Source organism: Pseudaeromonas sp. HNCC25DJ180 (assembly GCF_055413345.1).
The window spans coordinates 152,844-179,127 of the sequence record NZ_JBVAYF010000008.1; the positions used below are offsets into that span (position 1 = coordinate 152,844).

20 protein-coding genes are annotated in these 26,284 nt (G+C 56.5%); 12 read left to right on the plus strand and 8 right to left on the minus strand.

Annotated elements, in window-relative coordinates; all coding sequences use genetic code 11:
• Positions 1-52: 52 nt before the first annotated feature.
• Positions 53-1,543, minus strand: a complete 1,491-nt coding sequence (gene ppx, locus ACZYTD_RS09250; RefSeq protein WP_463891470.1) for an exopolyphosphatase — start codon at positions 1,541-1,543, stop codon at positions 53-55.
• Complete coding sequence (gene ppk1, locus ACZYTD_RS09255; protein ID WP_463891471.1) at positions 1,533-3,608, minus strand: polyphosphate kinase 1; 2,076 nt, start codon at positions 3,606-3,608, stop codon at positions 1,533-1,535. The genes ppx and ppk1 overlap by 11 nt, the downstream gene beginning before the upstream one ends.
• Before the next feature lie 356 nt (positions 3,609-3,964).
• On the opposite strand from ppk1, the gene ACZYTD_RS09260 reads away from it, so the two are divergent.
• From ACZYTD_RS09260 to ACZYTD_RS09285, 6 genes are all read left to right on the plus strand, one after another.
• The gene (locus ACZYTD_RS09260) at positions 3,965-6,202 is read left to right on the plus strand and encodes a phosphate ABC transporter permease (protein WP_463891473.1); all 2,238 of its coding nucleotides are present in this window, start codon (positions 3,965-3,967) and stop codon (positions 6,200-6,202) included.
• A gap of 25 nt (positions 6,203-6,227) precedes the next feature.
• A complete protein-coding gene (gene pstA / locus ACZYTD_RS09265) occupies positions 6,228-7,880 on the plus strand; it encodes a phosphate ABC transporter permease PstA (RefSeq protein ID WP_463891474.1) in 1,653 nt (550 codons plus the stop codon).
• A gap of 31 nt (positions 7,881-7,911) precedes the next feature.
• Positions 7,912-8,730, plus strand: a complete 819-nt coding sequence (gene pstB, locus ACZYTD_RS09270) for a phosphate ABC transporter ATP-binding protein PstB (RefSeq protein WP_463891475.1) — start codon at positions 7,912-7,914, stop codon at positions 8,728-8,730.
• 25 nt (positions 8,731-8,755) lie between these two features.
• Positions 8,756-9,457 carry a phosphate signaling complex protein PhoU gene (phoU, locus tag ACZYTD_RS09275; RefSeq protein WP_463891476.1) on the plus strand — a complete coding sequence of 234 codons (702 nt, stop codon included), beginning with the start codon at positions 8,756-8,758 and terminating at the stop codon, positions 9,455-9,457.
• A 612-nt stretch (positions 9,458-10,069) separates the two neighbouring features.
• Positions 10,070-10,246: a hypothetical protein gene (locus ACZYTD_RS09280; RefSeq protein WP_463891478.1), complete on the plus strand. Its 177-nt coding sequence runs from the start codon at positions 10,070-10,072 to the stop codon at positions 10,244-10,246.
• 282 nt (positions 10,247-10,528) lie between these two features.
• Positions 10,529-10,771 (plus strand): hypothetical protein, encoded by a 243-nt coding sequence (locus ACZYTD_RS09285; protein WP_463891480.1) that lies wholly within the window; start codon positions 10,529-10,531, stop codon positions 10,769-10,771.
• Between the two features lie 67 nt (positions 10,772-10,838).
• Here the strand turns inward: ACZYTD_RS09285 and ACZYTD_RS09290 are convergent, their stop codons facing one another.
• Positions 10,839-11,411 carry a cysteine hydrolase family protein gene (locus ACZYTD_RS09290; RefSeq protein ID WP_463891481.1) on the minus strand — a complete coding sequence of 191 codons (573 nt, stop codon included), beginning with the start codon at positions 11,409-11,411 and terminating at the stop codon, positions 10,839-10,841.
• A gap of 93 nt (positions 11,412-11,504) precedes the next feature.
• Between ACZYTD_RS09290 and ACZYTD_RS09295 the strand changes: the two genes are divergently transcribed.
• Positions 11,505-11,846, plus strand: a complete 342-nt coding sequence (locus ACZYTD_RS09295) for a DUF1496 domain-containing protein (RefSeq protein ID WP_463891482.1) — start codon at positions 11,505-11,507, stop codon at positions 11,844-11,846.
• Here the strand turns inward: ACZYTD_RS09295 and yfaE are convergent.
• The 5 genes from yfaE to ubiG form a co-directional block, all read right to left on the minus strand.
• Positions 11,839-12,129 (minus strand): class I ribonucleotide reductase maintenance protein YfaE, encoded by a 291-nt coding sequence (gene yfaE, locus ACZYTD_RS09300; RefSeq protein WP_463891484.1) that lies wholly within the window; start codon positions 12,127-12,129, stop codon positions 11,839-11,841. The two genes, ACZYTD_RS09295 and yfaE, sit on opposite strands and share 8 nt — an antisense overlap.
• A 2-nt stretch (positions 12,130-12,131) precedes the next feature.
• Positions 12,132-13,262 carry a class Ia ribonucleoside-diphosphate reductase subunit beta gene (gene nrdB, locus ACZYTD_RS09305; protein ID WP_463891485.1) on the minus strand — a complete coding sequence of 377 codons (1,131 nt, stop codon included), beginning with the start codon at positions 13,260-13,262 and terminating at the stop codon, positions 12,132-12,134.
• A 92-nt stretch (positions 13,263-13,354) separates the two neighbouring features.
• Positions 13,355-15,625, minus strand: coding sequence for a class 1a ribonucleoside-diphosphate reductase subunit alpha (gene nrdA / locus ACZYTD_RS09310; RefSeq protein WP_463891486.1), 2,271 nt, complete (start codon positions 15,623-15,625; stop codon positions 13,355-13,357).
• Positions 15,626-15,964: 339 nt separating this feature from the next.
• Positions 15,965-16,648 carry an HAD family hydrolase gene (locus ACZYTD_RS09315; protein WP_463891488.1) on the minus strand — a complete coding sequence of 228 codons (684 nt, stop codon included), beginning with the start codon at positions 16,646-16,648 and terminating at the stop codon, positions 15,965-15,967.
• A gap of 3 nt (positions 16,649-16,651) precedes the next feature.
• Positions 16,652-17,350: a bifunctional 2-polyprenyl-6-hydroxyphenol methylase/3-demethylubiquinol 3-O-methyltransferase UbiG gene (ubiG, locus tag ACZYTD_RS09320; protein WP_463891490.1), complete on the minus strand. Its 699-nt coding sequence runs from the start codon at positions 17,348-17,350 to the stop codon at positions 16,652-16,654.
• Between the two features lie 190 nt (positions 17,351-17,540).
• On the opposite strand from ubiG, the gene gyrA reads away from it, so the two are divergent.
• From gyrA to aroA, 5 genes are all read left to right on the plus strand, one after another.
• Positions 17,541-20,303 (plus strand): DNA topoisomerase (ATP-hydrolyzing) subunit A, encoded by a 2,763-nt coding sequence (gene gyrA, locus ACZYTD_RS09325; protein ID WP_463891491.1) that lies wholly within the window; start codon positions 17,541-17,543, stop codon positions 20,301-20,303.
• 162 nt (positions 20,304-20,465) lie between these two features.
• Complete coding sequence (gene serC / locus ACZYTD_RS09330; RefSeq protein ID WP_463891492.1) at positions 20,466-21,551, plus strand: 3-phosphoserine/phosphohydroxythreonine transaminase; 1,086 nt, start codon at positions 20,466-20,468, stop codon at positions 21,549-21,551.
• Between the two features lie 80 nt (positions 21,552-21,631).
• Positions 21,632-22,726: a histidinol-phosphate transaminase gene (gene hisC, locus ACZYTD_RS09335; RefSeq protein WP_463891493.1), complete on the plus strand. Its 1,095-nt coding sequence runs from the start codon at positions 21,632-21,634 to the stop codon at positions 22,724-22,726.
• Positions 22,727-22,941: 215 nt separating this feature from the next.
• The gene (locus tag ACZYTD_RS09340; protein WP_463891495.1) at positions 22,942-24,723 is read left to right on the plus strand and encodes a DUF342 domain-containing protein; all 1,782 of its coding nucleotides are present in this window, start codon (positions 22,942-22,944) and stop codon (positions 24,721-24,723) included.
• Between the two features lie 133 nt (positions 24,724-24,856).
• On the plus strand, positions 24,857-26,137 hold the full coding sequence (gene aroA, locus ACZYTD_RS09345; protein WP_463891497.1) for a 3-phosphoshikimate 1-carboxyvinyltransferase: 1,281 nt from the start codon (positions 24,857-24,859) through the stop codon (positions 26,135-26,137).
• The last annotated feature ends 147 nt before the right edge of the window (positions 26,138-26,284 follow it).

Here is a 26,284-nt window from a genome sequence, read left to right on the forward strand (position 1 = left end):
AAAAAGGCCAGTCAGTAATGACTGGCCTTTTGGTTTAATGGGGATCTTACCTTCAGCTCGCCTGTATCAATTCCAACTGCCAGCCCTGGGCTTGCAGATACTCCTGCTCCCGCTCCAGATTCTGCATCAGCAGGCGATTGGCCTCACACCAGCTAGCCGGGAGTGTCAGTATGCAGCGAGCGCCTTCGGCTGAGAGCGTGAGTGCAGGCAGCAGATGATCCAACCGTCTATGATTCAAGGCGATAGCCAGGCGCAGAATGCGGATGCAACGCCAGATTGCTTGATCGGGGTAGTTGGGGATGGGGCTGAACTCCTGGCGGCGTATCGGTTTGCGATGAAACCGCACCAGGGTAGCGAGACAGCTCTGCTCTTCCAGATTGAAACCGGGCAGATCTGAGTTCTCCAGAATATAAGCCGAGTGGCGCTGGATTGCCGTGTAGTTAATGGCGAGCCCGATCTCGTGCAGCATGGCTGCCCAGCAGAGTAAGGGGCGGTAGAGCTCCGCATCTAGCTCCCAGGCCCTGGCCACCTGATCAAATAGCACCAGAGTGGTGGCTTCGACCCGGGCCGCCTGCTGTTTGTCTATGTGATAGAGCTCGGCGATGCCAAAGGCGGTACGGGCGCGGATGTCCTGATGCTGTTGGCGCTGCTCAAACTCATACAGCAAGCCTTCACGCAGGGCACCATCAGAATACTCCATGCGCTCTATGCCTAACCCCTGGAACAGGGCAATGAGCACGGCGACCCCGGCAGCCAGAATGGGGCGCCTATCTTCAGTCAACCCTGGCAGCTCCAGTTGCTCTACGCGCTTTTGGGCTATGAGGCGGTTTTTCAACCGCTCCAGTTGGGCCAGGGTGAGGATGCCATTTTCGTCTTTGCTGACCAGCAGCTCCCGCACTGTCTTGATGGTGCCAGAACTGCCCAGGCAGGTTTGCCAGCCTAACCCCTGATATTGGGTCAGTATGGGTTCGAGCTGGTGGAGCCCTGCCAGTATGGCGGCGTTGAAGTTCTTTTCATTTAACTTGCCATTAGCAAAGAACTGTTTGGTGAAGGTGACACAGCCCATCTTGCGGCTGGTGAGCGCCAAGGGGGTGAATTTTTCCCCTATGATGAGTTCGGTACTGCCTCCGCCTATGTCAATGACCAGTACGCGCCCCTCCAGGTGTTGGGTATGGGCAACCCCCTGATAGATGAGGCGGGCCTCTTCCTGGCCCGAGATGATATCTATGGGGTGGTGTAGCAGGGCTCTGGCTCGGTCCAAAAAGACCTGGGCGTTGGCGGCGGCCCGCAGGGTGTAGGTGCCGGTGATCCGCACTGTATCTGGGTTGATACCACTTAACCGTTCAGCGAAGAGCTCAAGACAATCCAGGCCTCGTTGCATGGCCTCCTCGTTGAGCTGTTTGTCGTCATCCATCCCCTCGGCCAATCGGACTCGCTGCTTGAGCTTGTCGATGATTTGTATCCGGCCATCCAGGATCCGGGCTACCACCAGATGAAAACTGTTGGAGCCCAGATCGATGGCGGCCAGCACATTATTTGGCATAGGGTTCTTGCTCCCGTTGACGCAAGTAGTCATAGATGGCGATCTGGGAACGCAACTTCTTGCGGTTGCCCCGAGCGACATAGTTATTGCACTGGGTCACATCGATCACCCGAGCCTTGGTGGTATCGCAGAACTGCAACTCCAGAATGTCCAGTATCTGTTGGCGTAAGTTTTCATCATAGATGGGGGTGCCAACTTCAATACGGAAATCCAGGTTGCGGGTCATCCAGTCGGCCGATGAAATATAGACCTTTTGCTGACCATTATTATGGAACACCATGACGCGAGGATGCTCCAGATAACGGTCGACTATGCTGATCACCTCGATATTGTCGCTGATGCCGGGTAGGCCAGGTATCAAAGAGCACATGCCGCGGATTATCATCCGCACCTTGACTCCGGCCTGACTGGCGGCATAGAGCCGGGTGACCATGCCTTTGTCCACCAGGTTGTTGATCTTGAGGGTGATCCGGGCAGGCAGGCCAGACTTGGCGTTGCTGATCTCGTTATCAATCAGACTGTAGATATGGCGTCGCGAGTTGATGGGCGAGACCATCAGATGGTTGAACTTGAAACGCTGGAAGGGGTGCTCAATAAACTCAAACACATTGTTCACTTCATTGGCAATTTCCTGGTTGCGTGTGAACAGTGAGAAATCGGTGTAGATCTTGGCGGTCTTTTCGTTGAAGTTACCGGTCCCTATATGCGCGTAGCGCACCCTCTCACCCTGTTCATGGCGGGTGATGACACAGAGCTTGGAGTGGATCTTCAGGCTGGGAATCCCAAACAGCACCTTGACGCCTGCCTCTGTGAGTCGATTGGCCCACTGGATGTTGGCGGCCTCATCGAAACGCGCCTGCAGCTCGACGACCACAGTCACTCGCTTGCCGTTATTCGCGGCATCAATCAGCGAGTCGATCACTCGGCTTTGACTCGCCACCCGGTAGATATTGATCTTGATGGAGATGACGGCCGGGTCAAACGAGGCTTGTCTTAGCAGCTCGGTAAAGTACTGGAACTTATGATAGGGGTAATAGAGCAGGATATCGCCTTGGGCTATGGCTTGGCATAGGGTCTGGTGATTATCAAATACCCGGCTGTTGAGGGCGGAGAGCTTGGGGTTTTCCAGATAGTCGCGGCCCACATTGGGAAAGCCGATAAAATCCTTGAAGTTGTGATAGCGGCCGCCCGGCATGATGGAGTCATAGAAACTCATCTTCAACTTGGAGGTCAAGAAGGTGACCATGCTCTGGGGGGTTTCGCGGTCGTAAGCAAAGCGGACGGGCATGGCCTTGAGCCGTTGCTTGAGTCCATCACTCATGTTTTCCAGCAGACTGCGGTTGAACTGTGCCGAGAGGTCATATTCTGCATCCCGGGTCATCTTCACCGAGTAGGCGGCAATCTCGTCGTAATCGAAGAAGCCACAGAAGATATCGTCCAGGCAGAAGCGAATGATGTTGTCGAGGATGATCAGCGCCTTGCGCCGCTTGTTGTTTTCATCTGGCGGCATGGGTACGAAGCGGGGCAGGTAGTCGGTCGGCACTTCGATGAGCGCATACTGGACTCGTTTTCCCTCCTTCTTCATCTTAACGGCCAGATAGGTGTACTGATCCTTCAGGAAGTCGATGGGATCACTATCTTCAGTCAGCAGTATGGGGCTGATATGGCGCAGCACCTTGTCTTTGAAATACTTCTTGATCCAGGCCTGGTGGCTAGGAGAGATCTGATTCTCGTTGAGCAAGAAGATATTGTGGCGCGCCAGGGAGATCATGAGTTCACGGTAGGTAATATCGAAGGTCTCACCGAGCAGCTTGACCTTGTCCTGGATGGCATGCAGCAGATCTTCGGCTTCCGGATCGCCGCCGTGCTCCTTATGGATCACCACTCGGCGTTTGACGTCGGCCACGCGAACCTTGAAGAATTCATCCTGATTATTGGAAAAGATCCCCAAGAAACGAACCCGTTCGATAAGCGGTACGCTCTTGTCCATCGCCTCTTGTAAAACCCGCTCGTTGAAAGAGAGCCAGCTTAGCTCCTTTTCAAACCATAGATTGTCACTGCTCATCTAGTTCCTCTATCGTGCTCTTGGGCCTGTTATCGATGATGCGCCAAAGCCGTATGGGCGCTACAGGCAGGGTGGCATGATTGCCGCACCCTTATATGTCAATAACATGACATATTTATGGCTCGGCTGCCAAATTCCTGAGCGGGAAAACGCGGCTTCTTGCGGGCTTGGATGAAAAAATCGGCAGTTAGTGGATACGGCAACCCGAGATGTCTGTAATCGTCAAAGTGTCATGCTTACGGCTCAAGCTGATAACAGGCTGTGAGTATCGGCAGAGACATACTCACCCTGTAACAAAACTGTCATGTAAACGACATAGAATCCGCAGCAAGCAAAGAACCAATCGAGGTTTGTTGATGTCAATTGAAACCGTTAATGCGACTATGTCCGGGAGCCGAAAGCGGCGCGTCACGGATAAGTTAGCCAGCATCAGCGTCACCGCCGGGGGCATACTAGTCCTGGTGGCGTTGCTGCTTATCTTTTTTTACCTGCTCTATGTGGTGAAGCCCATCTTCGAGTCGGCGTCTATCGATGCCAAGGCGGAGTTGACGCTTCCCGTTCAGGGCCAGACCGCCCTGTTGGGGATCAATGATCAGAATCAGATCGGTTACCGCTTTAGCCAGCAGGGTCACATCGATTTCTTCTCGTTGGACAGCCGCTCAGGTTTCCCGATTGGCACAGCCCTCAAGCATGTGGCCATTCCGGGTGAGGTGACTTCAGTCGCCGCCACCTCCTTGGGCAAGCGTCAGATGGTCTACGGTTTTGCTGATGGTACGGCCCTGGTGGTGCAACCTGATTTCGACGTGACCTATCCCAACGATAAGCGGGTCACTGAAGCCGTGGTGAAATACCCCTTGGGTCAAGAACACCTGGTGCTGGATGAGCAGGGGCGGGCGATAACCCACCTGGCCTATGAGGCCACCAGTGCGCTGGCTATCTTTGCCGCCACCACAGCCGATGGTCAGACCCTGTTGACCGCACGGATCGGCGAGGAGAATTTCCTCTCCGGTGATGTGGAGTGGACGACCAAGCGCTATACCGTCCCCTCGTTGAGCGGCAAGGCAGATCAAGTACTGTTGACGCCCGATCTGCGCTATCTGTTGGCACGGGTGGGCAACCTGCTCTCCATCTATGACATCAAAAATTTGGATGCCATTACCTTACGCTCGGCCATTAAGATCAATGCCAAGGGGGCAAATGTCACCCAACTGGCCCTGCTCAGTGGCGCGTCATCGTTGCTGGTGGCCAATGATAACGGTGTGGTCTCCCAGTGGTTTGAGGTGGTGCGAGATGGTGCCCGGGAATTCACCTATATCCGTGAGTTCCAAGCCGATGCCGCCGTGCGTGATCTGGCCCCTGAGCACAGCCGTAAGGGCTTCATGGCTCTGACGGGTGACAAGCGCATCGATCTGTTTCACACCACCGGCAACACCCGTCTGCTCTCCGAAACCATAGGTGAGAGCAAGATCGACAGTCTGGTGTTGTCACCGCGTAACAATACCCTGCTGGTCGAGTCTGCAGATAAGTTCTACTTCTTCAAAGTTAAGAATGAACATCCTGAAGTGACCTGGTCAGCCTTGTGGCAGAAGGTATGGTACGAAGGCTACCCCGAACCCCAATTCGTTTGGCAGTCCACGTCAGCCTCCGATGATTTTGAAGCCAAGCTGAGCCTGGTGCCGCTGGCATTCGGTACGCTCAAAGCGGCGGCCTACGCCATGCTGTTTGCGGTACCGATCGCCCTGGCGGGAGCCATCTTTGCCGGTTACTTCATGTCGCCTGGCATGCGTACTGTGGTCAAGCCGACCGTTGAGATCATGGCCGCGCTGCCTACTGTTATTCTGGGTTTTCTCGCCGGACTCTGGTTGGCTCCCATGATCGAGCAGCACCTGCCTGGGGTCTTCCTCTTGTTCCTGGCCTTGCCGCTCGCCATGTTACTCACGGCCTTCGCCTGGTATCAGCTGCCTAATCGTATCAAGGAATCGGTGCCCGAAGGGTGGCAGGCACTAATCCTCGTACCTGTGTTGGTGCTGGTTGGCTATCTCTGTCTCGCTTTCAGCCCCGTATTGGAAGGGTGGTTCTTCGGCGGTAATGCCCGCGGTTTCATCACCAATACGCTGGGCATGCGGTTTGATCAGCGCAACTCCCTGGTGGTGGGTATCGCCATGGGTTTTGCGGTGATCCCGACCATCTTCTCCATCGCCGAAGATGCGGTCTTCTCGGTGCCCAAGCACCTGACTCAAGGTTCATTGGCGCTAGGGGCCACGCCTTGGCAAACCCTGAGCCGGGTGGTGATCCTGACTGCCAGCCCAGGGATCTTCTCTGCTGTGATGATGGGCCTGGGCCGGGCCGTGGGTGAGACCATGATAGTGCTGATGGCCACAGGTAACACACCCGTGATGGACATGAGTATGTTCCAGGGCTTGCGTACACTGGCGGCCAATATTGCCGTTGAGATGCCGGAGTCCGAGGTGGGGAGTTCCCACTACCGCGTGCTGTTTCTGGCGGCGTTTGTGCTGTTCATCTTCACCTTCATCTTCAATAGCGTGGCTGAATTTGTGCGCCAGCGTCTGCGTGACAAATACAGCTCCATGTAACCGGGCATAAAGGAATCAAACGACAATGAACAAGTGGTTTAAAACAGGAGCCCCCTGGATCTGGATGACTGGGGGAGCCGTCAGTTTGAGTCTGATTGCCGTGATCGGTCTGCTCGTACTCATAGGTTGGCGGGGTCTGGTCTACTTCTGGCCTCATACCATCTATCAGTGGGACATTGACGAGAAGGGCAAGGGCGAGAAATATCAGCTCATCGGCGAGCTTTATGATGCTGAATTTGTCCCTACCGCACGTCTGCGCGCCACGGGGTTGGCCATGGCCGGTGAGGAGCGCGAAGTCATCGAGCGTTATCTCATCAAGACCGGGAACCGGGAATTTGTGCCCCTGGATTTCCGCTGGGTACTGGAAACGGACATAGTCTCGCGCACGACGCCTGAGGAGTTGGCCGTGCTGGAGCGCACCACCAATGGCAACTTCTATGGCTACATAGAGCAGGTGCAGGAAAACGGTAAGCCAGTATCGGGTGAACTGCATGAGCAACTGCAGCAGCGTATTGAGCGGGTAGCGGCCATCAACAAGCAGGTGAGTCAACTGCAGACGTCCGATATTGGGGCCATCAACTACCAGTTGGAGAAGTTGCGCCTCAAGGAGCGTCGCCTCGAGCTGGATAACGAGCTGACGGCTGAAGCCACACAGGCCATTAGTGCCGAGCGTAAGCGTCTCAACGACAGCTATCTGGTGCTGGAGCAGGAACTGTTTAAGTTGCGTGACCAGACAGCTCGCGACTCGCTGGTGGTCAAGGATATGCGTGGCCAGAGTGTCACCATGCCGCTGGCCAAGGTGTTGGATGTGAGCTGGCCGAACCGCATGAACCTGATCTCCAAGATTGGTTTCTGGTTCCACCAGATTGGCAAGTTTGTCTCATCCGAACCGCGTGAGGCTAACACCGAGGGGGGCGTGTTCCCGGCCATCTTCGGCACAGTGTTTATGGTGTTGTTGATGACGGTCATAGTGACGCCCATGGGTGTGGTGGCGGCCGTCTATCTGCATGAGTATGCCGGCAAGAATGTCATGACCAAGTTTATCCGTATCGCGGTGATCAATCTGGCGGGTGTCCCCTCCATTGTCTACGGTGTGTTTGGTCTGGGTTTCTTCGTCTATGTGCTGGGTGGCTCGCTGGATAAACTCTTCTATCCCGAAGCGCTGCCGAGCCCGACCTTTGGTACCCCGGGTGTCATCTGGTCGGCGCTGACCTTGGCCATCCTGACCCTGCCGGTGGTGATCGTCTCCACCGAGGAGGGGCTGGCGCGGATCCCGAGCACAGTACGACATGGCTCGCTGGCATTGGGCGCTACCAAGGCCGAGACCTTGTGGCGTATCGTGTTACCTATGGCGAGTCCGGCCATCATGACCGGGCTCATTCTGGCGATAGCCCGGGCTGCAGGTGAAGTGGCGCCGCTGATGCTGGTGGGAGCGGTCAAGTTGGCCCCCACTCTGCCGGTGGATGGCAACTTCCCCTACTTCCATGTGGAACGTAAGTTCATGCACCTGGGCTTCCATATCTTTGACGTGGGCTTCCAGAGTCCGAATGTGGAGGCGGCGCGTCCATTGGTCTACGCCACCTCCTTCTTGCTGGTGACGGTGATCGTCGGCTTGAACCTGACGGCCATCAGCATTCGTAACCATTTGCGTGAAAAATATCGGGCGCTGGATAACTAACCAGCCGGCCTTTGCCGAATTGAGGTAGAAGATGATTAATGTAACTCCCACTATGAGCCAGAGCGAAACCATGGATCTCGTGAACCTGCCAGTGGAAAAGACAGCGCTGGAGATCAAGGGGCTTGAGCTGTTCTACGGCAACAAGCAGGCGTTGTTTGACGTCAACATGAAGATCCCCAAGGGGCAGGTAACGGCCTTCATCGGCCCGTCGGGCTGTGGTAAGTCCACTCTGCTGCGCTGCATCAATCGCATGAACGATTTGGTGGAGATTTGCCACATCAAGGGGGCGATCACCCTGCATGGTCAAAACATCTATGACAAGAGCGTGGATGTAGCGGCCCTGCGGCGCCGGGTGGGCATGGTGTTCCAGCGTCCGAACCCGTTCCCCAAGTCCATCTATGAGAACGTAGTCTACGGGCTGCGTCTGCAGGGGATCAGTGATCGCCGTCTGCTGGATGAGGCGGTGGAGCGCTCCCTGCGTGGTGCAGCCATTTGGGATGAGGTGAAAGACCGACTCCATGAGAATGCCTTTGGTCTCTCCGGTGGTCAGCAACAGCGTCTGGTGATCGCTCGTGCCATCGCCATCGAGCCGGAAGTGCTGCTGCTGGATGAGCCCACCTCGGCGCTGGACCCCATCTCGACCCTGACCATAGAAGAGCTCATCAATGAGCTCAAGAGCAAGTACACTGTGGTCATCGTCACCCATAATATGCAACAAGCGGCGCGGGTTTCAGATCAGACCGCCTTCATGTATATGGGCGAGCTCATCGAGTACTCTGATACCAACACCATCTTCACCAAGCCGAAGATGAAGAAGACTGAAGATTACATTACTGGCCGCTACGGCTAATTGAACTGCATCCGAGGAGTTGACCATGGATAACATGAATCTGAACAAGCACATCTCCGGTCAGTTCAATACTGAACTCGAAGCCGTGCGCAATAACGTACTGGCCATGGGGGGGCTGGTGGAGCAACAGCTCTCCGACGCTCTGGTGGCGATACATGATCAGGATTTGGAGCTGGCACGCCGGATCGTCGAGACCGATCTGCAGGTCAATAGCATGGAGATGAGCATAGATGAGGAGTGCACCCGCATCATCGCCAAGCGGCAGCCTACCGCCTCCGATCTACGGCTCATCCTGATGATCTCCAAAGCGGTCACTGATCTGGAGCGGATGGGGGATGTGGCTGACAAGTTGGCGCGTATGGTGATCAACAGCAGCAATAATCGCTCCCAGCCGCCGTTGGTCTCGCTCGAGAGCATGGGGCGCCAGGCCATCAAGATGCTGCACGATGCCCTGGATGCGTTTGCGCGCATGGATGTGGAGGCCGCCATCCAGCTCTATCACGATGATGACAAGATCGATCGGCAGTATGAGTCCATCATTCGTGAGCTGATGACCTATATGATGGAAGATCCCCGCACCATACCCCAGGTACTGGAGGTGCTGTGGGCCGCACGTTCTCTGGAGCGGATCGGCGATCGTTGCCAACATATCAGCGACTACATCATCTACTGCGTCAAAGGTAAGGATGTTCGCCACACCAAGATCTCGGATCTTGACTCCATCTAGGAGCGTGAGCACAACAAAGGCGCCGGAAGGCGCCTTAACTTTATAAATAAAATCAATTCGATAACAAGCCCTTAAATTAGCAGCAGATAATAAGTTGATGTCATGGCTTATCTCATACGTGCCGCCCCTTCACCTTCCAGCCCGATCCTCCTCTTGAAAAATGATAGAGAGAAAAACGACTCCCGCTCGGGGCGAGTAAGGGGGGGTATGATGGCCATCAGCTCAGTCTTTTGGATACTGTTTGTTTTGTTTGGCGACTGATCAGATGGCACAAATTGGACTGAGTTCCCTTCCTTCAGTGATCTACTATTCGGAACAGCTATTTATTGTAAAACAGAGCAATTTTGCACATCAGACCAGAGGAAAAAACTGAAGAAGGTTGGCCGGGACGATAAGTATCGGGTACAACCATTTCTTGGTTAAAAAACCAATGAAGTGTGCTCCCGCCCTGATTATCTGGTGGGGTTAAAATGCTTAACAACACGTAAAGGGAACCGCGCCACAATGGGGCTGGCTTAACTGGTGGGTCTTGTTAAAATGGGGCGCGAATTATTAAGTCTTTAGATATGTTATCTAAGGCTGGTTTTGTTAATAGATGAAAGGATAACGCGAATGAAGAACGCACTGATTCTGGCGGGTATGGTTGTTGTGGCTCTGACTGGCTGTGGCGAGAAGAAAGCTGAAGAGGCTGCTCCTGCTGCCGCCTCTGCTGCTGTTGCTACTGCTCCAGCGGCATCTGCTGCCGTATCTGCCGCTGCACCAACAGTTTCTGCTGCCGAAACTAAATAAGCCTCGTTGTAGGTTTGGAAAAGCCGCCGTTGTTAGGCGGCTTTTTTGTAGGTGGTGCGTCGGGCATGGCGCGTAAGCGCAACCGGGTTGGCTGTGGTGGCCCAAATGGTGACTTGGTGCTGAAAGTCCACTACATACTCGGCAAGGGGGCCCATCGTTAGGTGGGATCCGAAAAAGGCTTAAAGCAAAATGCTGGCCTGACAGAGGCCTGACAGGACTCCCACTCTAGATTGCTGTGTATAAAAACAGCATCTACGCTTTGATCATGGTTGTGCTGTTGGAGTGGATGATGATCCTAGCTCACAGCCAGCTGATTTGCACATCGTCAACGCCTTACTATCTCTGTATCTGCCGCTGTGTGCGCCGAGCTTTTCTGTGCGGGAGTATGTCTTGACCGGCAAGGATTACCGCTATCGCAAAGGCTGGGTGCTGACTAAATCCGTTCGTGGTGAGATCCTGTCGAACCATGAACGGGTTAATAAATTGATATTATTAGTTATTTTCCCTTCGACAAGCTCAGGGTGAACGGAGTTAATACGCTTAAGTGACGAACATTGGCGCCGCAAGGCGCCTTTGTTGTGGGAGCAGTTTGCTAAAACTGACTTATGGGTTTGCCCAGCTCTTCGAGCATCTGCTGGGTGCTACGCAGTTGCACTGGCTTGGCACAGATGAGATTACGCCACATGCTGTTATGGTGGGTGATGATGCTGCGGGCGTCCAGGTGCGGGCGATCGGCCGTGGTGTGGGCATCCGAGATGGCAAACAGCTGATAGTCCAGGCTGGCGGCGATGCGCAGTGTGGTATCGACACAGTAGTCAGTGGCACAACCGGTGATCATCAGCGACTTGGTGCCCATGGAGTGCAGCAGCGGCTGCAGCCCGGTGCGATAGAAGCTATCGCAGCTGGTCTTGCGAATGCGGTGAGCCGCCTGGGTGCGGTGCAGGTTGGGCAGTAGATCCCAGCCTGGGCTATGGGGTTCAAGTTCATCGCCGTGTGGGCCGTCATGTTGCACGAAGATGACGGGGATAGCCTGCAGATGACAGGCGTCGATCAGTCGATTGATATTGGCAATGACGCTAGCACTCTGATAGCGAGGTTGCCTGGCGCTAAATAGCCCTAACTGCATATCAATGACCAACAGGGCGCGGGGGGATTTGCCTGCCATCAATTTCTCCAGTATGAACAGAGGGCTCATGCTATCAGAGGGGCCGATCCAGAGTAGTATGGTTTTTACTATCAGAAGAAGGGGGTGCTAAGTATGAGTAACAAACGAGGATTACTATTCCTCCTGTCGGGGCTGTGCTGTGCAACGTTTGCTTTGGCCGGTGAGGTGCAGATCGGTACTGATCATGCCTCGGGCAGCACTATCATTTCCACCCAGGGGCGTTCTCCCGAGCTGATACTACCCGTGGGGACGGGAGCAGAGCGCATCTGCTGGTTTGATGGTCATCAATTCTCCAAGGGGGCTCGCATCAAGGCGGGGGATGCCTGGCTTGAGTGTACCCGGGAAAATGATTATGAAACCAATGGTGCCCTCAGCTGGCGTCCAGTCGGTTCCAGCAACGAAGCGGTCACTCGCGGCAAGATCCAGGTCAACTAGTCATGGCTTCAGCCGTCTCAGTCAGCGGCAGCATAATGTCGGCGCGGGCATAACAGCAACAGGGCAGCAGCTCACCCGGGGCCAGCAGGGCCAACGGCGGGGTGGGATAATGCAGGGCTTGTGTCAGCTTTGTGTCGTTCACACGCAATCGGCAGGCGCCGCAGTAACCACTGCGGCACTGGTATTCCACGCTATGGCCGGTACGTTCCAGCGCCGCCAGCAGGGTTTCCCCTGCTTGCAGTTCGAAACGACCGAGTGGGGTGATGAGTCGTGGTGCTGACATGATTACAGGCTGAAGCCGTCCAGATCGCTGGCGTTGAATTCGCTGTCGATCTGACCCACCAGATAGGAGCTCACCTCCACCTCTTGCGGAGCCACCTGGACGTTGTCGGAGCTGAGCCAGGCGTTGATCCAGGGCAGGGGGTTGGGCTTGTCGGCAAAGGGGGGCGTCAGCCCGACCGCCTGCATCCGTACATTGGTGATGAACTCTATGTACTGGCAGAGAATGTCGCGGTTCAGGCCAATCATGGAGCCATCCTTGAATAGATAGTCGGCCCACTCCTTCTCCTGCTCGGCAGCACGCAGGAACAGGGCTTGGCACTCATCGCGACACTCGGCGGCGATCTGCGCCATGTCGGGATCATCCTTGCCCCCTTGCAACAGATTGAGCATGTGCTGGGTGCCGGTCAGGTGCAGGGCCTCATCCCGGGCGATCAGTTTGATGATCTTGGCGTTGCCCTCCATCAGTTCCCGCTCGGCAAAGGCAAAGGAGCAGGCAAAGCTCACATAGAAGCGGATCGCCTCCAGGGCATTGACGCTCATCAGGCAGAGATAGAGTTTCTTCTTGAGGGTTCGCAGATCGACCGTGACACCTTGCCCATTGATCTGGTGTTCCCCTTCCCCCAGTTGCTGCCAGAGCTGAGTGGCGCTGATGAGTTCGTCGTAATAACCGGCAATATCATCGGCGCGCTTGATGATCTCCTGGTTGATCACTATGTCATCGAATACCAGGGCGGGGGCCGCCACAATATTGCGGATGATATGGGTATAGGAGCGGGAGTGTATGGTCTCGGAGAAGGCCCACGTCTCGATCCAGGTCTCCAGCTCCGGCAGGGAGATGAGCGGCAGCAGCGCCACATTCGGGCTGCGTCCCTGAATAGAGTCCAGCAGGGTCTGATACTTCAGGTTGGAGAGGAATATGTGCTGCTCATGAGCTGGCAAAGCCTGAAAGTCGATGCGGTCCCGGGAGACATCCACCTCTTCCGGGCGCCAGAAGAAGGAGAGCTGCTTTTCGATGAGCCGCTCGAAGATCTCATGTTTTTGCTGATCGAAGCGTGCCACATTGACGGTTTGGCCAAAGAACATGGGTTCGTGCAGCGCATTATTGGCCTGCTTGCTGAAGGTGCTGTATGCCATGATCAGGATCCTTTTACTACCGAGTCAGAGGCCGCCTCGCGGCGGCCTGTCGAGGGAGTGCCCTCATAGAGTGTTACGCGGGTCAGAGCCGCCTAGATCTTGCAGGCGCCACCGGCACAGCCATCATCCTGGGTCTGCTGGGCATCATCGGCCCCATCCCGGGTGTTGTGGTAGTAGAGGGTCTTCACCCCCAGTTTGTAGGCGCTGAGCAGATCCTGAAGTAGCTGCTTCATGGGCACCTTGCCGCCGTCAAAACGGCTTGGATCATAGCTGGTGTTGGCCGAGATGGATTGGTCCACAAATTTTTGCATCACCCCGACCAGTTGCAGGTAACCCTCATTGGAGGGCAGGCTCCACAACAGCTCATAGGCCTGCTTGAGTTCGGCATAATCGGGTACCACTTGCCGCAGTATGCCATCCTTGGAGGCCTTGACGCTGATGAGGCCGCGGGGTGGCTCTATGCCGTTGGTCGCATTGGCGATTTGGCTGGAGGTCTCCGAGGGCATGAGCGCCGTCAGGGTACTGTTGCGCAGGCCATGTTGCTTGATTTCTTGACGCAGGCTTTCCCAATCCAGTTGCAGCGGCTCGGCACACACCTCGTCCAGCTCCCGTTTGTAGCTGTCGATGGGCAGTATGCCCTGGGCATACTTGGTCTCGGCAAAGCGTGGGCAGGCTCCTTGCTCTTTGGCCAGGGCTACTGAAGCCTGGAGCAGATAGTATTGAATGGCCTCAAAGGTGCGGTGGGTTAATCCCAACGCCGAGCCATCCGAGTAGCGCACCCCATTTTTTGCCAGATAGTAGGCGTAGTTGATCACGCCAATCCCCAGCGGACGCCGCCACATGGCGCCATTCTTGCCGGCCAGCACAGGGTAATCCTGATAATCGAGCAGGGCATCCAGTGCCCGCACTGCCAAGTCGGCCAGGGGGCCGAGCTCCTCTAGCGACTCCAGCGCCCCCAGGTTGAAGGCCGAGAGGGTACACAGGGCAATCTCACCCTGCTCATCGCGCAGATCGTTGAGGGGCTTGGTGGGCAGGGCTATCTCCATGCAGAGGTTGCTCTGGCGCACCGGGGCCAGCTTGGGATCGAACGGGCTGTGGGTGTTGCAGTGATCTACGTTCTGAATGTAGATGCGTCCGGTGCCGGCCCGCTCCTGCATCAGCAAAGAGAAGAGCTCGCTGGCCTTGAGCTGTTTCTTGCGGATCGTCGGATCTGCTTCGTACTGCAGATAGAGACGCTCGAACTGCTCCTGATCGGCAAAGAACGCATCATACAGACCGGGGGCGGCGGAGGGGCTGAACAGGGTGATGTTGCCCCCCTGGATCAGGCGCTGGTACATCAGCTTGTTGAGTTGCACCCCATAATCCATATGGCGCACCCGATTATCGTCAACGCCGCGGTTGTTCTTTAGTACCAGCAGGGATTCGACTTCCAGATGCCAAAGGGGATAGAAGACGGTAGCCGCCCCACCGCGCACCCCACCTTGCGAGCAGCATTTCACCGCCGTCTGGAAGTACTTGTAGAAGGGGATGCAGCCGGTATGGAAGGCTTCCCCGCCGCGGATCTCCGAGCCCAGGGCGCGGATCCGACCGGCGTTGATGCCAATCCCCGCCCGTTGCGACACATAACGCACTACGGCCGAGGCGGTGGCGTTGATGGAGTCCAGGCTGTCGTCGCACTCTATCAGTACGCAGGAGCTAAACTGCCGCGTCGGGGTGCGGACTCCGGACATGATGGGGGTGGGCAGGGAGATCTTGAAGGTGGAGCAGGCGTCATAGAAACGCTTCACATACGCCAGGCGTGTGGCCTTGGGGTAGCGGGAGAAGAGGCAGGCGGCCACCAGCATGTAGAGGAACTGGGGGCTCTCGTAGATCTCGCCGGTGACCCGGTTCTGTACCAGATATTTGCCTTCGAGCTGCTTGATGGCCGCATAGGCGAACAGCATGTCGCGCTCATGGTGCAGGTGGGTGTCCAGCTCCTGGAACTCGTCGGCACTGTAATCTTGCAGCAGGTGGGCATCGTAGCGTCCCGCTGCCACTAATTTCTGTACATGTTGGTAGAGGGGGGGCGGCGTGAACTCGCCATACGCCTTCTTGCGCAGATGGAACATGGCCAGACGGGCGGCCAGGTACTGGTAGTCGGGAGCCTCGGTGCTGATGAGGTCGGCGGCGGCGCGGATCAGGGTCTCATGAATATCGGCGGTCTTCATCCCCGGGTAGAATTGGATATGGGCCCGCAGCTCGACTTGGGAGACGGAAACATTATCCAGCCCCTCGGCGGCCCAGGTCACCACCCTATGGATCTTGTCCAGATCCAGAGGCTCGCTGCTTCCATCCCGTTTGGTGACCAATAGATTGCTATTCATACCCGTCCCGTTCCTTCTTCTTAAGCTGGCGCCACGCCAGGCGTGATCGTGATGACACTATGTGCTGGCTGGCGTTCTGACCTCTGAATAGGCAATGGCTAGAGGAGTGAAGCTGGCTTTAAACACAATATATGGTGTCACTTTCGTAATTAAGCACAAGATAGCGGGTGGCTGGGTCGGCCGCAAGGGGGCGAAATGGGGATGGGTTGTGGATAGATCTTTACAGCGCAGGCACAACGCGGCTTGGCGGCGAGTGGAAAAAAATACATTTTTTTTCCACCTTTGGCCAGTGCGGAGTCTCGGCGTCTTACCGAGGGCAAAAATTAGCAGGTTGAGGGCTCAGTGCCGGCAACCGGAAAACCAGTGATGCAGGGCCGGGACTGTATCAAAGCTCCAGTCCGCGCCCCAGGCATGGGTACACTCGGCCGGATCCAGGTAACCCCAGGCGGCGATGGCGGTTTTCATGCCAGCGGCACGGCCCGCCTCGATATCACGAATATGATCGCCCACATAGAGACACTGCTCCGGCGCGACCGCTAACTGAGCGGCGGCATAGAGCATGGGGGCGGGGTGGGGTTTGCGCTCGGGCAGGGTATCGGCACTGACGATGACACCACACAGGGCGAGCTCATGCACCTGAGCCATCAGGGGTTCGGTGAGAAAGGCGGGTTTGTTGGTCACTATGCCCCAGCGGATCCCCTGGGCGTTGAGCCAGGCGATAAACTCGACCATGCCCGAGTAGGGGCGGGTGCCTTCATAGAGGTGAGCGGCATAGTAATCCAGTAGGGCCTGGCGCAGGGCCGGGGTATCGCGGTGGCTCAACTCGGCCTCGCCAAAGCCTGCCTTGAGCAAGCCCAGCGCGCCGTCTGAGGCGATGCGGCGCACTATGCAATCCGGCAGCGAGGGCATCCCTTCGCTGGTGAGCACATGATTGGCGGCGGCGCCCAGATCCGGGGCTGTGTCCAACAGGGTGCCATCCAGATCAAACAGCACGGCGGCAAAGCGGGGGGCGGTCGCTGTCATGGTTTACTCCGGTTTCTGGCAGTGCAGCATGTAATTGACTCCCACGTCGCGGCTTAAACGAAATTGGCCGGTCAGTGGGTTATAGAGCACGCCGCTCATCCGCTTGAGCTGCAGCCCAGCCCGCTCGGCATAACAGGAGAGCTCGGCGGGGCGGATAAACTTGGTGTGGTCGTGGGTGCCCTTGGGGACCATTTTCAACAACTGCTCGGCGGCCACTATCATCAAGAGCCAGGCTTTGGGATTACGGTTAATGGTGGAGAAGAAGAGCTGGCCGCCGGGCTTGGCCAGGCGGGCACAGGCGCGCACCACGGAGGCGGGGTCGGGCACATGCTCCAGCATCTCCATGCAGGTCACCACATCAAACTGGCCAGGAAACTCTTCTGCCAGCGCTTCTACTGTGCCTTGCCGATAATTGACTTCGACGCCGGTTTCCAGAGCATGCAACCGTGCCACCTGCAGCGGCTCCCGGCCCATATCCAGCCCTGTGACGTGGGCGCCGTGGCGGGCCATGGACTCGCTGAGGATGCCACCGCCGCAACCCACATCCAGTATCCGCTTACCAAACAGCCCCTGGCTATGGGTGATGATCCACTCCAGGCGCAGGGGGTTGAGTTGGTGCAGGGGTTTGAACTCCCCCTCCAGATCCCACCAGCGGCTGGCAACGGCTTCAAATTTGGCAATTTCCTGGTGGTCCACGTTCATGCTGGAATATCCTTCCGTTAAATCGTCGGCACTGCGTCATCGGAATTGCGCGCGCCCGGTTGTTGGCCATTATAACCAAGCCTCTGCTCTGTGACAGCAAGCCGTTAGCCCCTATGGGGAATTGCCCTTTTTTGTGCTAGAATGCCGCCCTTATGCTTTCAAGTCGATTGATGTAGGGACCTTGGGTTATATGAGTGAGCTGGCCAGAGAAATCACGCCAATCAACATCGAAGAAGAGTTGAAGAGCTCCTACCTTGATTACGCCATGAGCGTCATCGTGGGGCGAGCGCTACCGGACGTGCGAGATGGTTTAAAGCCTGTACACCGTCGAGTCTTGTTCGCGATGAACGAACTGGGCAACGACTGGAACAAAGCCTATAAAAAGTCGGCCCGTGTGGTCGGTGACGTGATCGGTAAATATCACCCTCACGGTGACAGTGCCGTCTACGACACCATAGTCCGCATGGCGCAAGACTTCTCCATGCGTTACATGCTGGTCGATGGCCAGGGTAACTTCGGCTCCGTAGACGGTGACTCCGCTGCGGCCATGCGTTACACCGAAATCCGGATGGACAAAATCGCCCACGAGCTGTTGGCCGATTTGGACAAGGAGACGGTGGACTGGGTGCCTAACTACGATGGCACCGAGATGATCCCGGCTGTCATGCCCACCAAGATCCCCAACCTGCTGGTCAACGGCTCGTCCGGGATCGCCGTCGGGATGGCGACCAATATTCCGCCTCATAATCTGACCGAGGTAGTGGATGCCTGTTTGGCGCTCATCGACAACGGTGAGTTGACCATAGATGAGCTGATGCAATATGTGCCGGGTCCGGATTTTCCGACGGGCGGTATCATCAATGGCCGCTCCGGCATCATAGACGCCTATCGCACCGGCCGTGGCAAGATCTATGTGCGTGGCAAGCACCACATCGAGGTTGATGAGAAAAACGGCAAAGAGAGCATCATAGTCACCGAGTTACCCTATACGGTGAACAAGGCGCGTCTCATCGAGAAGATTGCCGAGCTGGTCAAGGACAAGAAGATCGAAGGCATCACGGCCCTGCGTGACGAATCCGACAAGGACGGCATGCGGATCCTGATTGAGCTGCGTCGCGGCGAAGTCACCGAAGTGATGTTGAACAACCTCTATGCCCATACCCAGTTGCAGAACGTGTTCGGCATGAACATGGTGGCATTGGTGAATGGTCAGCCCAAGACGCTGAACCTCAAAGAAATCCTGGCTGCCTTCATCGATCACCGCCGTGAAGTGGTTACCCGCCGCACCGTATTTGAACTCCGCAAGGCCCGGGATCGTGCGCATATTTTGGAAGGTCTGGCCATTGCCCTGGCTAACATAGATCCCATCATAGAGCTGATCCGTCACTCATCGAACCCGGCGGAAGCCAAGCTCGGTTTGTTGGCTCAGCCCTGGGATCTGGGCAATGTCGCCGCCATGTTGGAGCGGGCCGGTGACAATGCCGCTCGCCCCGAGTGGTTGGAGCCGGAGTTCGGCATCCGCGAGGGTCAATATTTCCTGACTGAGCAACAGGCTCAGGCCATTCTGGATCTGCGTCTGCAAAAGCTGACCGGTCTGGAACATGAGAAGATCCTGGATGAATACCAGGAGCTGCTCAATCAGATCGCCGAGCTGTTGCGTATTCTCAATAGCCCGGCGCGGCTGATGGAAGTCATTCGTGAAGAGCTGGAATATGTGAAGGCCCAATTTGGCGATGCGCGCCGCTCCGTTATTCAGGCGGCCAGCATCGAAATTAACATGGAAGATCTCATCACCCCGGAAGACGTGGTGGTGACCCTCTCCCATGAAGGCTATGTGAAGTACCAGCCGCTCTCTGATTATGAAGCCCAACGTCGTGGTGGTCGTGGCAAGTCTGCGACCCGCATGAAGGAAGAGGACTTTATCGAGCAGCTGCTGGTGGCCAATACACATGACACCATTCTCTGCTTCTCCACTCGCGGTAAGGTCTACTGGCTCAAGGTCTATAACCTGCCGGAGGCGAGCCGTGCCGCCCGTGGTCGTCCCATCGTTAACCTGTTGCCGCTGGAGGAGGGGGAACGTATCACCGCCATCCTGCCGGTGAAGTCGTATGACAGTGACAAGTATGTCTTCTTCGCCACCGCCAGTGGCACGGTGAAGAAGACCGAACTGTCGGCCTTCTCCCGTCCCTTGAGCTCGGGCATTCGTGCCATCACCCTCAAGGAGGGCGATGAGCTCATCGGCGTCGACATTACCGATGGCAGCAACGAGATCATGCTCTTCTCCGATGCCGGTAAGGTGGTACGTTTTGCCGAAGGCTATGGTCGCAGCGACAGTGATGTGGATAGCGATGCCGACAGTGAAAACGACGATGAGATAGTCGAAGAGGATGAGGCCGGTGACAGTGCCGATGGCAGTGATGCTGTCGACGGTGGCGAGGCCAAGGCCAACAGCAAGGGCGTGCGTCCCATGGGCCGGACTGCGGCCGGGGTGCGCGGCATCAAGCTGGCGAAAGGGGACCGTGTGGTCTCCCTCATTGTGCCGCGTGAAGATGGCTCCATCCTCACCGCCACCGCCAACGGTTATGGTAAGCGGACGGCTCTGGCCGAGTATCCGACCCGTAGTCGTGGCACCCAGGGTGTTATCTCCATCAAGGTAGATGAGCGCAATGGTAAGGTAGTCGGCGCTATCCAGGTGACTGAGCAGAACGAGATCATGCTGATCACCAATGCCGGAACCCTGGTGCGCACTCGCGTCAGCGAAGTGAGCATTATCGGTCGCAATACCGGTGGGGTCCGTCTCATCCGGACTATGGAAGGCGAAGAGGTAGTCAGCCTGGAGCGGATTGCCGAGCCTGAAGTGGACGATGATGAGAGTTTGCTGGAGGCCGCACCCGAAGGGAGTGAGGCGCCACTGGACGATGCGGCGGTTGCCGAACAAGGCGATGACGAGTAGTGTCTAGTCACTAAGAAGGCGGCCCGTGGGCCGCCTTTTGTTTAAGCATTACTTTGCTCCCGGCTCTGCCCGATTGAGCAAAGTGAGCTAAAAAACCTTTTGCGCCGGATCACGGTTTCGGTGTAAAAGCTGGTAGTTACAAGGAAGCCAACGGAAGAGAAGATGAGCAAGGTTTATAACTTTTGTGCAGGTCCGGCCATGCTGCCGGAAGAGGTGATGGCGCAGGCCCAACGTGAATTCATCGACTTTGGCGGTTTGGGCGTCTCCGTCATGGAGTTGTCCCACCGAGGCAAGGAGTACATGGCGGTTGCCGCCCAGGCGGAGCAGGATCTACGCGACCTGATGCAGGTGCCGGACAACTACAAGGTGCTGTTCATGCATGGTGGTGGTCGTGGCCAGTTTGCGGCTGTGCCCCAGAACCTGCTGGGTGGTGCCAACAAGAAGGCCGACTACCTGCTGTCAGGGGTCTGGTCCAAGGCCGCGCTGACCGAAGGCTTGAAATTCGGTGACATCCAGGGTGTCGAAGGTGTGGTGAAGCATGATAACGGCGGATTCTCCCTGATTGAGAAACCTCAGTTCCGTGCCGATGCGGCCTATGTGCATTTCTGCCCGAATGAGACCATCGAAGGGATCGAAATGTTTGATCTGCCGGAGACTAACGGTATTCCGTTGGTGGCCGACATGTCTTCCACCATCCTCTCCCGTCCGGTTGATGTGAGTAAGTACGGCATCATCTATGCCGGTGCTCAGAAGAACATTGGCCCCTCCGGCCTGGCCGTGGTGCTGGTGCGTGACGATCTGCTCGGTCATGCCCGTTCAGATACGCCAGCGATCTTTGATTACAAGGTCACTGCCGACAACGACTCCATGTTCAACACGCCGCCTACCTACTCCTGGTATCTGGCCGGTCTGGTGTTCAAGTGGTTGAAGCAGCAGGGTGGTCTGGAAGCCATGGAAGCTCGCAACATAGAGAAGGCCTCCTTCTTGTATGACTACATCGATGCCAGTGACTTCTATAGCAATCATGTGGCGCTGAACTGCCGCTCACGCATGAACATTCCCTTCCAATTGAAGGATGCCGCCCTGGATGCCGCCTTCCTGGCTGACGCCAAGGTGGCCAACCTGATGGCCCTGAAGGGACACCGCATTGTCGGTGGTATGCGCGCCAGTTTGTATAACGCCATGCCGCTGGAAGGGGTCAAGGCCCTGGTGAGCTTTATGGAGCGCTTTGCCAAGCAACACGGCTAAGCGACACGCGACCTTTTGTAACTTGAGTGGGCCCTGCGGGGCCCACTTTTTACCCTAAATATTGCAAAGAGATGTGCATTATGGATTATCTGGCGCTGGCCAATGTCGGGGTGTCGGGTCTGCAACCTTATCAGGCGGGCAAACCCATCGAAGAGCTGGAGCGTGAGCTCGGGATCAGCAACTGTGTAAAACTCGCTTCCAATGAAAATCCTCTGGGGTTAAGCCCCAAGGCCAAAGTGGCCATTGAGGCGGCCTTGGTGGATTTGACCCGCTATCCCGATGCCAATGGTTTCTACCTCAAGGATAAGCTGGCTCAGCGTTTTGGCCTGGACGCTGCCGGGATCACGCTGGGCAATGGCTCCAATGAGGTGATCGATCTGCTGTTTCATACCTTCGTCAGCCCAGGTGATGAGGTGATCTACGCCCAGTACTCTTTCATCGTCTATGCCCTGGCGACTCAGGCCCATGGGGCCGATGCTGTGGTGGTGCCCGCCAAGGCATGGGGACATGATCTGGAGGCCATGCTGGCGGCGGTATCTGACAAGACCAAGCTCATCTGCATTGCCAACCCCAATAATCCGACGGGAACCGTGCTGCCGCCTGACGAGCTGGAAGCCTTTATTGCCAAGGTTCCACAACACATTCTGGTTGTTCTGGATGAAGCCTACAACGAGTACATGGATCCGGCTTTGCGCGCCGATAGTGCAGCCTGGGTCAAGCGCTTCCCCAATCTGGTGGTAACCCGCACCTTCTCCAAGGCTTATGGCCTGGCGGGGTTGCGTCTGGGCTTTGCGATTACCACACCTGAGCTGGCGAGTGTGCTCAATCGAGTGCGTGAGCCCTTCAATGCCAATTCACTGGCACTGGTTGCCGCTCAGGCCACGCTTGATGACGAGGCGTACCTGCAACGGGCCGTGGAGCTCAATCGTCGGGAAATGGCTCGCTATGAGCGTTTCTTCGACGAGCTTGAGCTCGCCTTCATTCCCTCCAGCGGTAACTTCATCACAGTGGATCTGGGGGCGCCAGCGGCACCGGTTTACCAGGCTTTGCTGCGCGAAGGGGTGATAGTGCGGCCCATAGCCGGTTACGGTATGCCGAACCATCTGCGCATCAGCATAGGTGCCGAGGCCGAGAACGACCGTTTTTTCACCGCACTGCGCAAAGTGCTGGCCTAAGTGAGCGCCAGCCTTCCCGCGGGAGGCTGGCGCACTTGATTTCGACTGAGGGGGGATCCTCCTGTTTCACTCCTCTTCCGCTCATCAGCCCCGCCTGAATTTTTCATCATAGCGCCGATTTCTACGATTTTATTTTGTACTTTGCCGCTCCGGTCATGGGGTCTGCAGACGAGATCTGCTATCAATTGTAAGTCGTCATTATTTAGGTGCATCCCATGCTTTCGTTGGATCTGCTTTACCTATCAACGGATCGCCAATTTGTCCTATTCGATGTCGCACCGCAGAGCGATTTCATCGAGGAGAGCCATATCCAGCAGCTATTGGCGCGCTCGGAATATCGCTTCTATCAGCTGAACGATGCCGGGGTCAAGGATGCGGTAGAGGTGAGCAATAAGCTGACCAAACTCGTGCGTGAGCAGGCCAAGGTGGCATCCGGTGCCATGCCGGGACAGCCCCAAGAGCCGGGCCAACACTCGGTCATCATAGTGGCCAAGCGGGTTGCCGGGCATGTTGAGGTGGCGGTCGATAAAGACCACATGTCGGCCTCGGCCACGATCACCGCTCCTTATGCGGGGGCGCCGGTAGAGCGTAGTGATATTGAGGCGGCGCTACGCCAAGTCAACGCCACGCTGGGCCATGACCTGCTGGCGATGAAAACCTTACTGGATCAGGCGAGCAAGCTGCCTCCTGGGGGCCAGACCCAAGGGGGGGTGGCGCGGGGGTTAGCACCGCAGAATGGTGCCGATAGCCGCTTCGAGCGCCTGGTGGAGATCGCCAGTGAACGGGTACTCAAGCCGCAAGTGATTGCCGGCAGTCAGGATCAGGTGGATCTGCGGGATCTGGGTGAGCTCATCACCGTCAAGGCGGGTACCCCTCTGATGCGGCGCCATCCTCCGGAGGCCGGGATCCCTGGCTATAAGGTGACGGGGGAGGTCATTCCTGCCAAGGCCGGTAAAGAGTTACCGCTGCATCCGGGTAAGGGGGTCGATATATCGACGCAAGATCCCGATCTGCTGATTGCTAATCGAGATGGTTTACCCCTGCTTATCGCGCAAGGAATGCAGGTGGATGATGTGATGACCATCAAGCAGGTCGATGCCCGTTTTGGCCATATCAACTTCTCTGGCAGCGTCATCATTTCGGGCAATGTCTGTGAAGGAATGCGCGTCAAGGCTGACGGCTCGGTGACGATCGGAGGGGTGGTGGACTCGGCCAGCATAGAGGCTGGCGCCGATGTGGTGGTGGCCAACGGTATCATTGGCCACCCCACTGCGGCTCATGCCGACTCCTGCCAAGTAAAAGCAGGAGGAAGCATACTGGCCAAGTTTGCGCAATATGCCACGCTGGAGGCGACGACGGGAGTCGAGATCCTGAACCAATTGCTGCACTGCCATGTGCTGACGGCTGGCAGTGTGCGTGTGGCGGATAGCAGTGGGCTCAAAGGCTCGCTCTTGGGAGGGGTGATCCAGGCCGGTACCAGCATCAGCACTGTCAATCTGGGGGGCTCGGCCGATAGTTCGACTCAGCTCATCATTCGCGGCCAGTTTCCTGAGCTCAACGCCAGGAAAGAGCAGTTGCATCAACAGTTGGAGGCGTTGCAGCAGCAATTTGATCAGCTATCCGCTGCGGGCCATAAGATTACCGAGATGCCTGAGGGGAGCAAACGTACTGCCCTCATGAGCAAACTGCAGAATATGCAGACACAACTTCATGAGCAGTATCATCAGCTGAAGCTGCAGCAGGCTCAGGTTCGCGAAGAGCGGGAACAGTTTTTGTTGCAGGCTAAGGTTGAGGTCTTCAAGATCCTGTTTGAGGGGGTCAAGGTCGAAATCGCGGGCCTGACCGGTAGCAGCAGTCGGCAATATGGCCCCAGCGTGCTGATATGCCGCGACAATAAGTTGGTCATTGAGCCCTTGATGCACAAGAGCAGCGACAAGGGACATGACAGCAAAGAGCAGGATAATAAGGGTCAGGACCCAACCCTGCTGCCAGCCTAGCGATGAGGTTAACTTAGCCTGGGTTGGCTCGCTCTGGCCTGCGCCAACATGCCTTTTACCTTGCCCTGTTGCGATTCGCCTGTTACTTTCTCACGACTGCAATATGTCCATAGTTGTAAGAGAACAGGAAGTTATGAAGACCCTGACACTGGAACCCATCACCCGGGTTGAAGGCACAGTCAATCTGCCAGGCTCAAAGAGCGTCTCCAACCGAGCACTGCTGCTGGCTGCCCTAGCCAAAGGTACCACCCGTCTGACCAATCTGCTCGACAGCGATGATATTCGTCACATGCTGGCGGCACTGAAATTATTGGGCGTTAAATACCAGCTCTCGGCCGACAAGACCGAATGCCTGGTGCATGGCCTGGGCCGTCCCTTTTCGGCCAGCGAACCGCTGCAGCTATTTTTAGGTAATGCCGGGACTGCCATGCGCCCCTTGTGTGCTGCGCTGTGCCTCGGTAACGGTGAGTTTACCTTGACGGGTGAGCCGCGGATGGAAGAGCGCCCCATCGGCCATCTGGTTGATGCCCTGCGCGAGGCGGGTGCCCAGATCCATTACCTCAAGCGGGATGGTTATCCGCCCCTGACCATTGATGGCAAGGGGCTGTGGGGGGGCGAGGTGCATATTGATGGCTCCGTTTCCAGCCAGTTCCTGACCGCTTTTTTGATGGCTGCGCCTCTGGCTGCGGGTGATACTCGCATCAAGATCAAGGGTGAGCTGGTCTCCAAGCCCTACATCGACATCACACTGCACATCATGCAGCAGTTTGGGGTGGTGGTAGAGCATGACAACTATCAGACCTTCTACATTCGCGGTAATCAACAGTATCTGGCTCCAGGCGATTTTCTGGTGGAAGGGGATGCCTCTTCAGCCTCCTATTTCCTGGCGGCTGGCGTGATCAAGGGACGAGTGCGTGTTACCGGTATTGGTAAGCACAGCATTCAGGGCGACATCCGCTTTGCCGATGTGCTGGAAAAGATGGGCGGCAAGATCACCTGGGGTGACGACTTCATCGAAGCCGAACAGGGTGAGCTGCAAGGGATCGATCTGGATATGAACCATATTCCGGATGCGGCCATGACCATTGCGACCACGGCGCTGTTTGCCAAGGGTAAGACGGCGATCCGCAACATCTACAACTGGCGGGTCAAGGAGACGGATCGTCTCACGGCCATGGCTACCGAGCTGCGTAAGCTGGGTGCCGAGGTGGTCGAGGGTGAAGACTTCATCGAAGTCACACCGCCTGCCCAGTTGCAACATGCGGCCATCGATACCTATAACGATCACCGCATCGCCATGTGTTTCTCACTGGTAGCCCTGAGCAACACGCCGGTGACTATCAATGATCCGGATTGTACCTCCAAGACCTTCCCGGACTACTTTGACAAGCTGGCCAGTATCAGTGTGAAGTAGCCATGCTGCCGAGCGGGGAATAGTTGTCAATCGATGCCAGTCAGTGCAAGCTGACTGGCATTTTTTATTGGCGCGTTCGCACGCTATCTGGTCGGGGGCAACGGCGTGTAGCGGCTGTGGCCGCTGGGCTAGTTTTTGTTTTTTCTT

Bases quoted from the DNA above. Each gene is read 5' to 3' on its own strand.
- gyrA (WP_463891491.1), top strand. From the start codon at position 17,541: ATGAGTGAGCTGGCCAGAGAAATCACGCCAATCAACATCGAAGAAGAG.
- aroA (WP_463891497.1), top strand. From the start codon at position 24,857: ATGAAGACCCTGACACTGGAACCCATCACCCGGGTTGAAGGCACAGTC.
- nrdA (WP_463891486.1), bottom strand. From the start codon at position 15,625: ATGAATAGCAATCTATTGGTCACCAAACGGGATGGAAGCAGCGAGCCT.
- ubiG (WP_463891490.1), bottom strand. From the start codon at position 17,350: ATGAACGTGGACCACCAGGAAATTGCCAAATTTGAAGCCGTTGCCAGC.
- ACZYTD_RS09295 (WP_463891482.1), top strand. From the start codon at position 11,505: ATGAGTAACAAACGAGGATTACTATTCCTCCTGTCGGGGCTGTGCTGT.
- hisC (WP_463891493.1), top strand. From the start codon at position 21,632: ATGGATTATCTGGCGCTGGCCAATGTCGGGGTGTCGGGTCTGCAACCT.
- phoU (WP_463891476.1), top strand. From the start codon at position 8,756: ATGGATAACATGAATCTGAACAAGCACATCTCCGGTCAGTTCAATACT.
- pstA (WP_463891474.1), top strand. From the start codon at position 6,228: ATGAACAAGTGGTTTAAAACAGGAGCCCCCTGGATCTGGATGACTGGG.
- ACZYTD_RS09280 (WP_463891478.1), top strand. From the start codon at position 10,070: ATGAAGAACGCACTGATTCTGGCGGGTATGGTTGTTGTGGCTCTGACT.
- nrdB (WP_463891485.1), bottom strand. From the start codon at position 13,262: ATGGCATACAGCACCTTCAGCAAGCAGGCCAATAATGCGCTGCACGAA.
- ACZYTD_RS09315 (WP_463891488.1), bottom strand. From the start codon at position 16,648: ATGACAGCGACCGCCCCCCGCTTTGCCGCCGTGCTGTTTGATCTGGAT.
- ACZYTD_RS09290 (WP_463891481.1), bottom strand. From the start codon at position 11,411: ATGGCAGGCAAATCCCCCCGCGCCCTGTTGGTCATTGATATGCAGTTA.
- serC (WP_463891492.1), top strand. From the start codon at position 20,466: ATGAGCAAGGTTTATAACTTTTGTGCAGGTCCGGCCATGCTGCCGGAA.
- ACZYTD_RS09260 (WP_463891473.1), top strand. From the start codon at position 3,965: ATGTCAATTGAAACCGTTAATGCGACTATGTCCGGGAGCCGAAAGCGG.
- pstB (WP_463891475.1), top strand. From the start codon at position 7,912: ATGATTAATGTAACTCCCACTATGAGCCAGAGCGAAACCATGGATCTC.
- ppx (WP_463891470.1), bottom strand. From the start codon at position 1,543: ATGCCAAATAATGTGCTGGCCGCCATCGATCTGGGCTCCAACAGTTTT.
- ACZYTD_RS09340 (WP_463891495.1), top strand. From the start codon at position 22,942: ATGCTTTCGTTGGATCTGCTTTACCTATCAACGGATCGCCAATTTGTC.
- ppk1 (WP_463891471.1), bottom strand. From the start codon at position 3,608: ATGAGCAGTGACAATCTATGGTTTGAAAAGGAGCTAAGCTGGCTCTCT.
- yfaE (WP_463891484.1), bottom strand. From the start codon at position 12,129: ATGTCAGCACCACGACTCATCACCCCACTCGGTCGTTTCGAACTGCAA.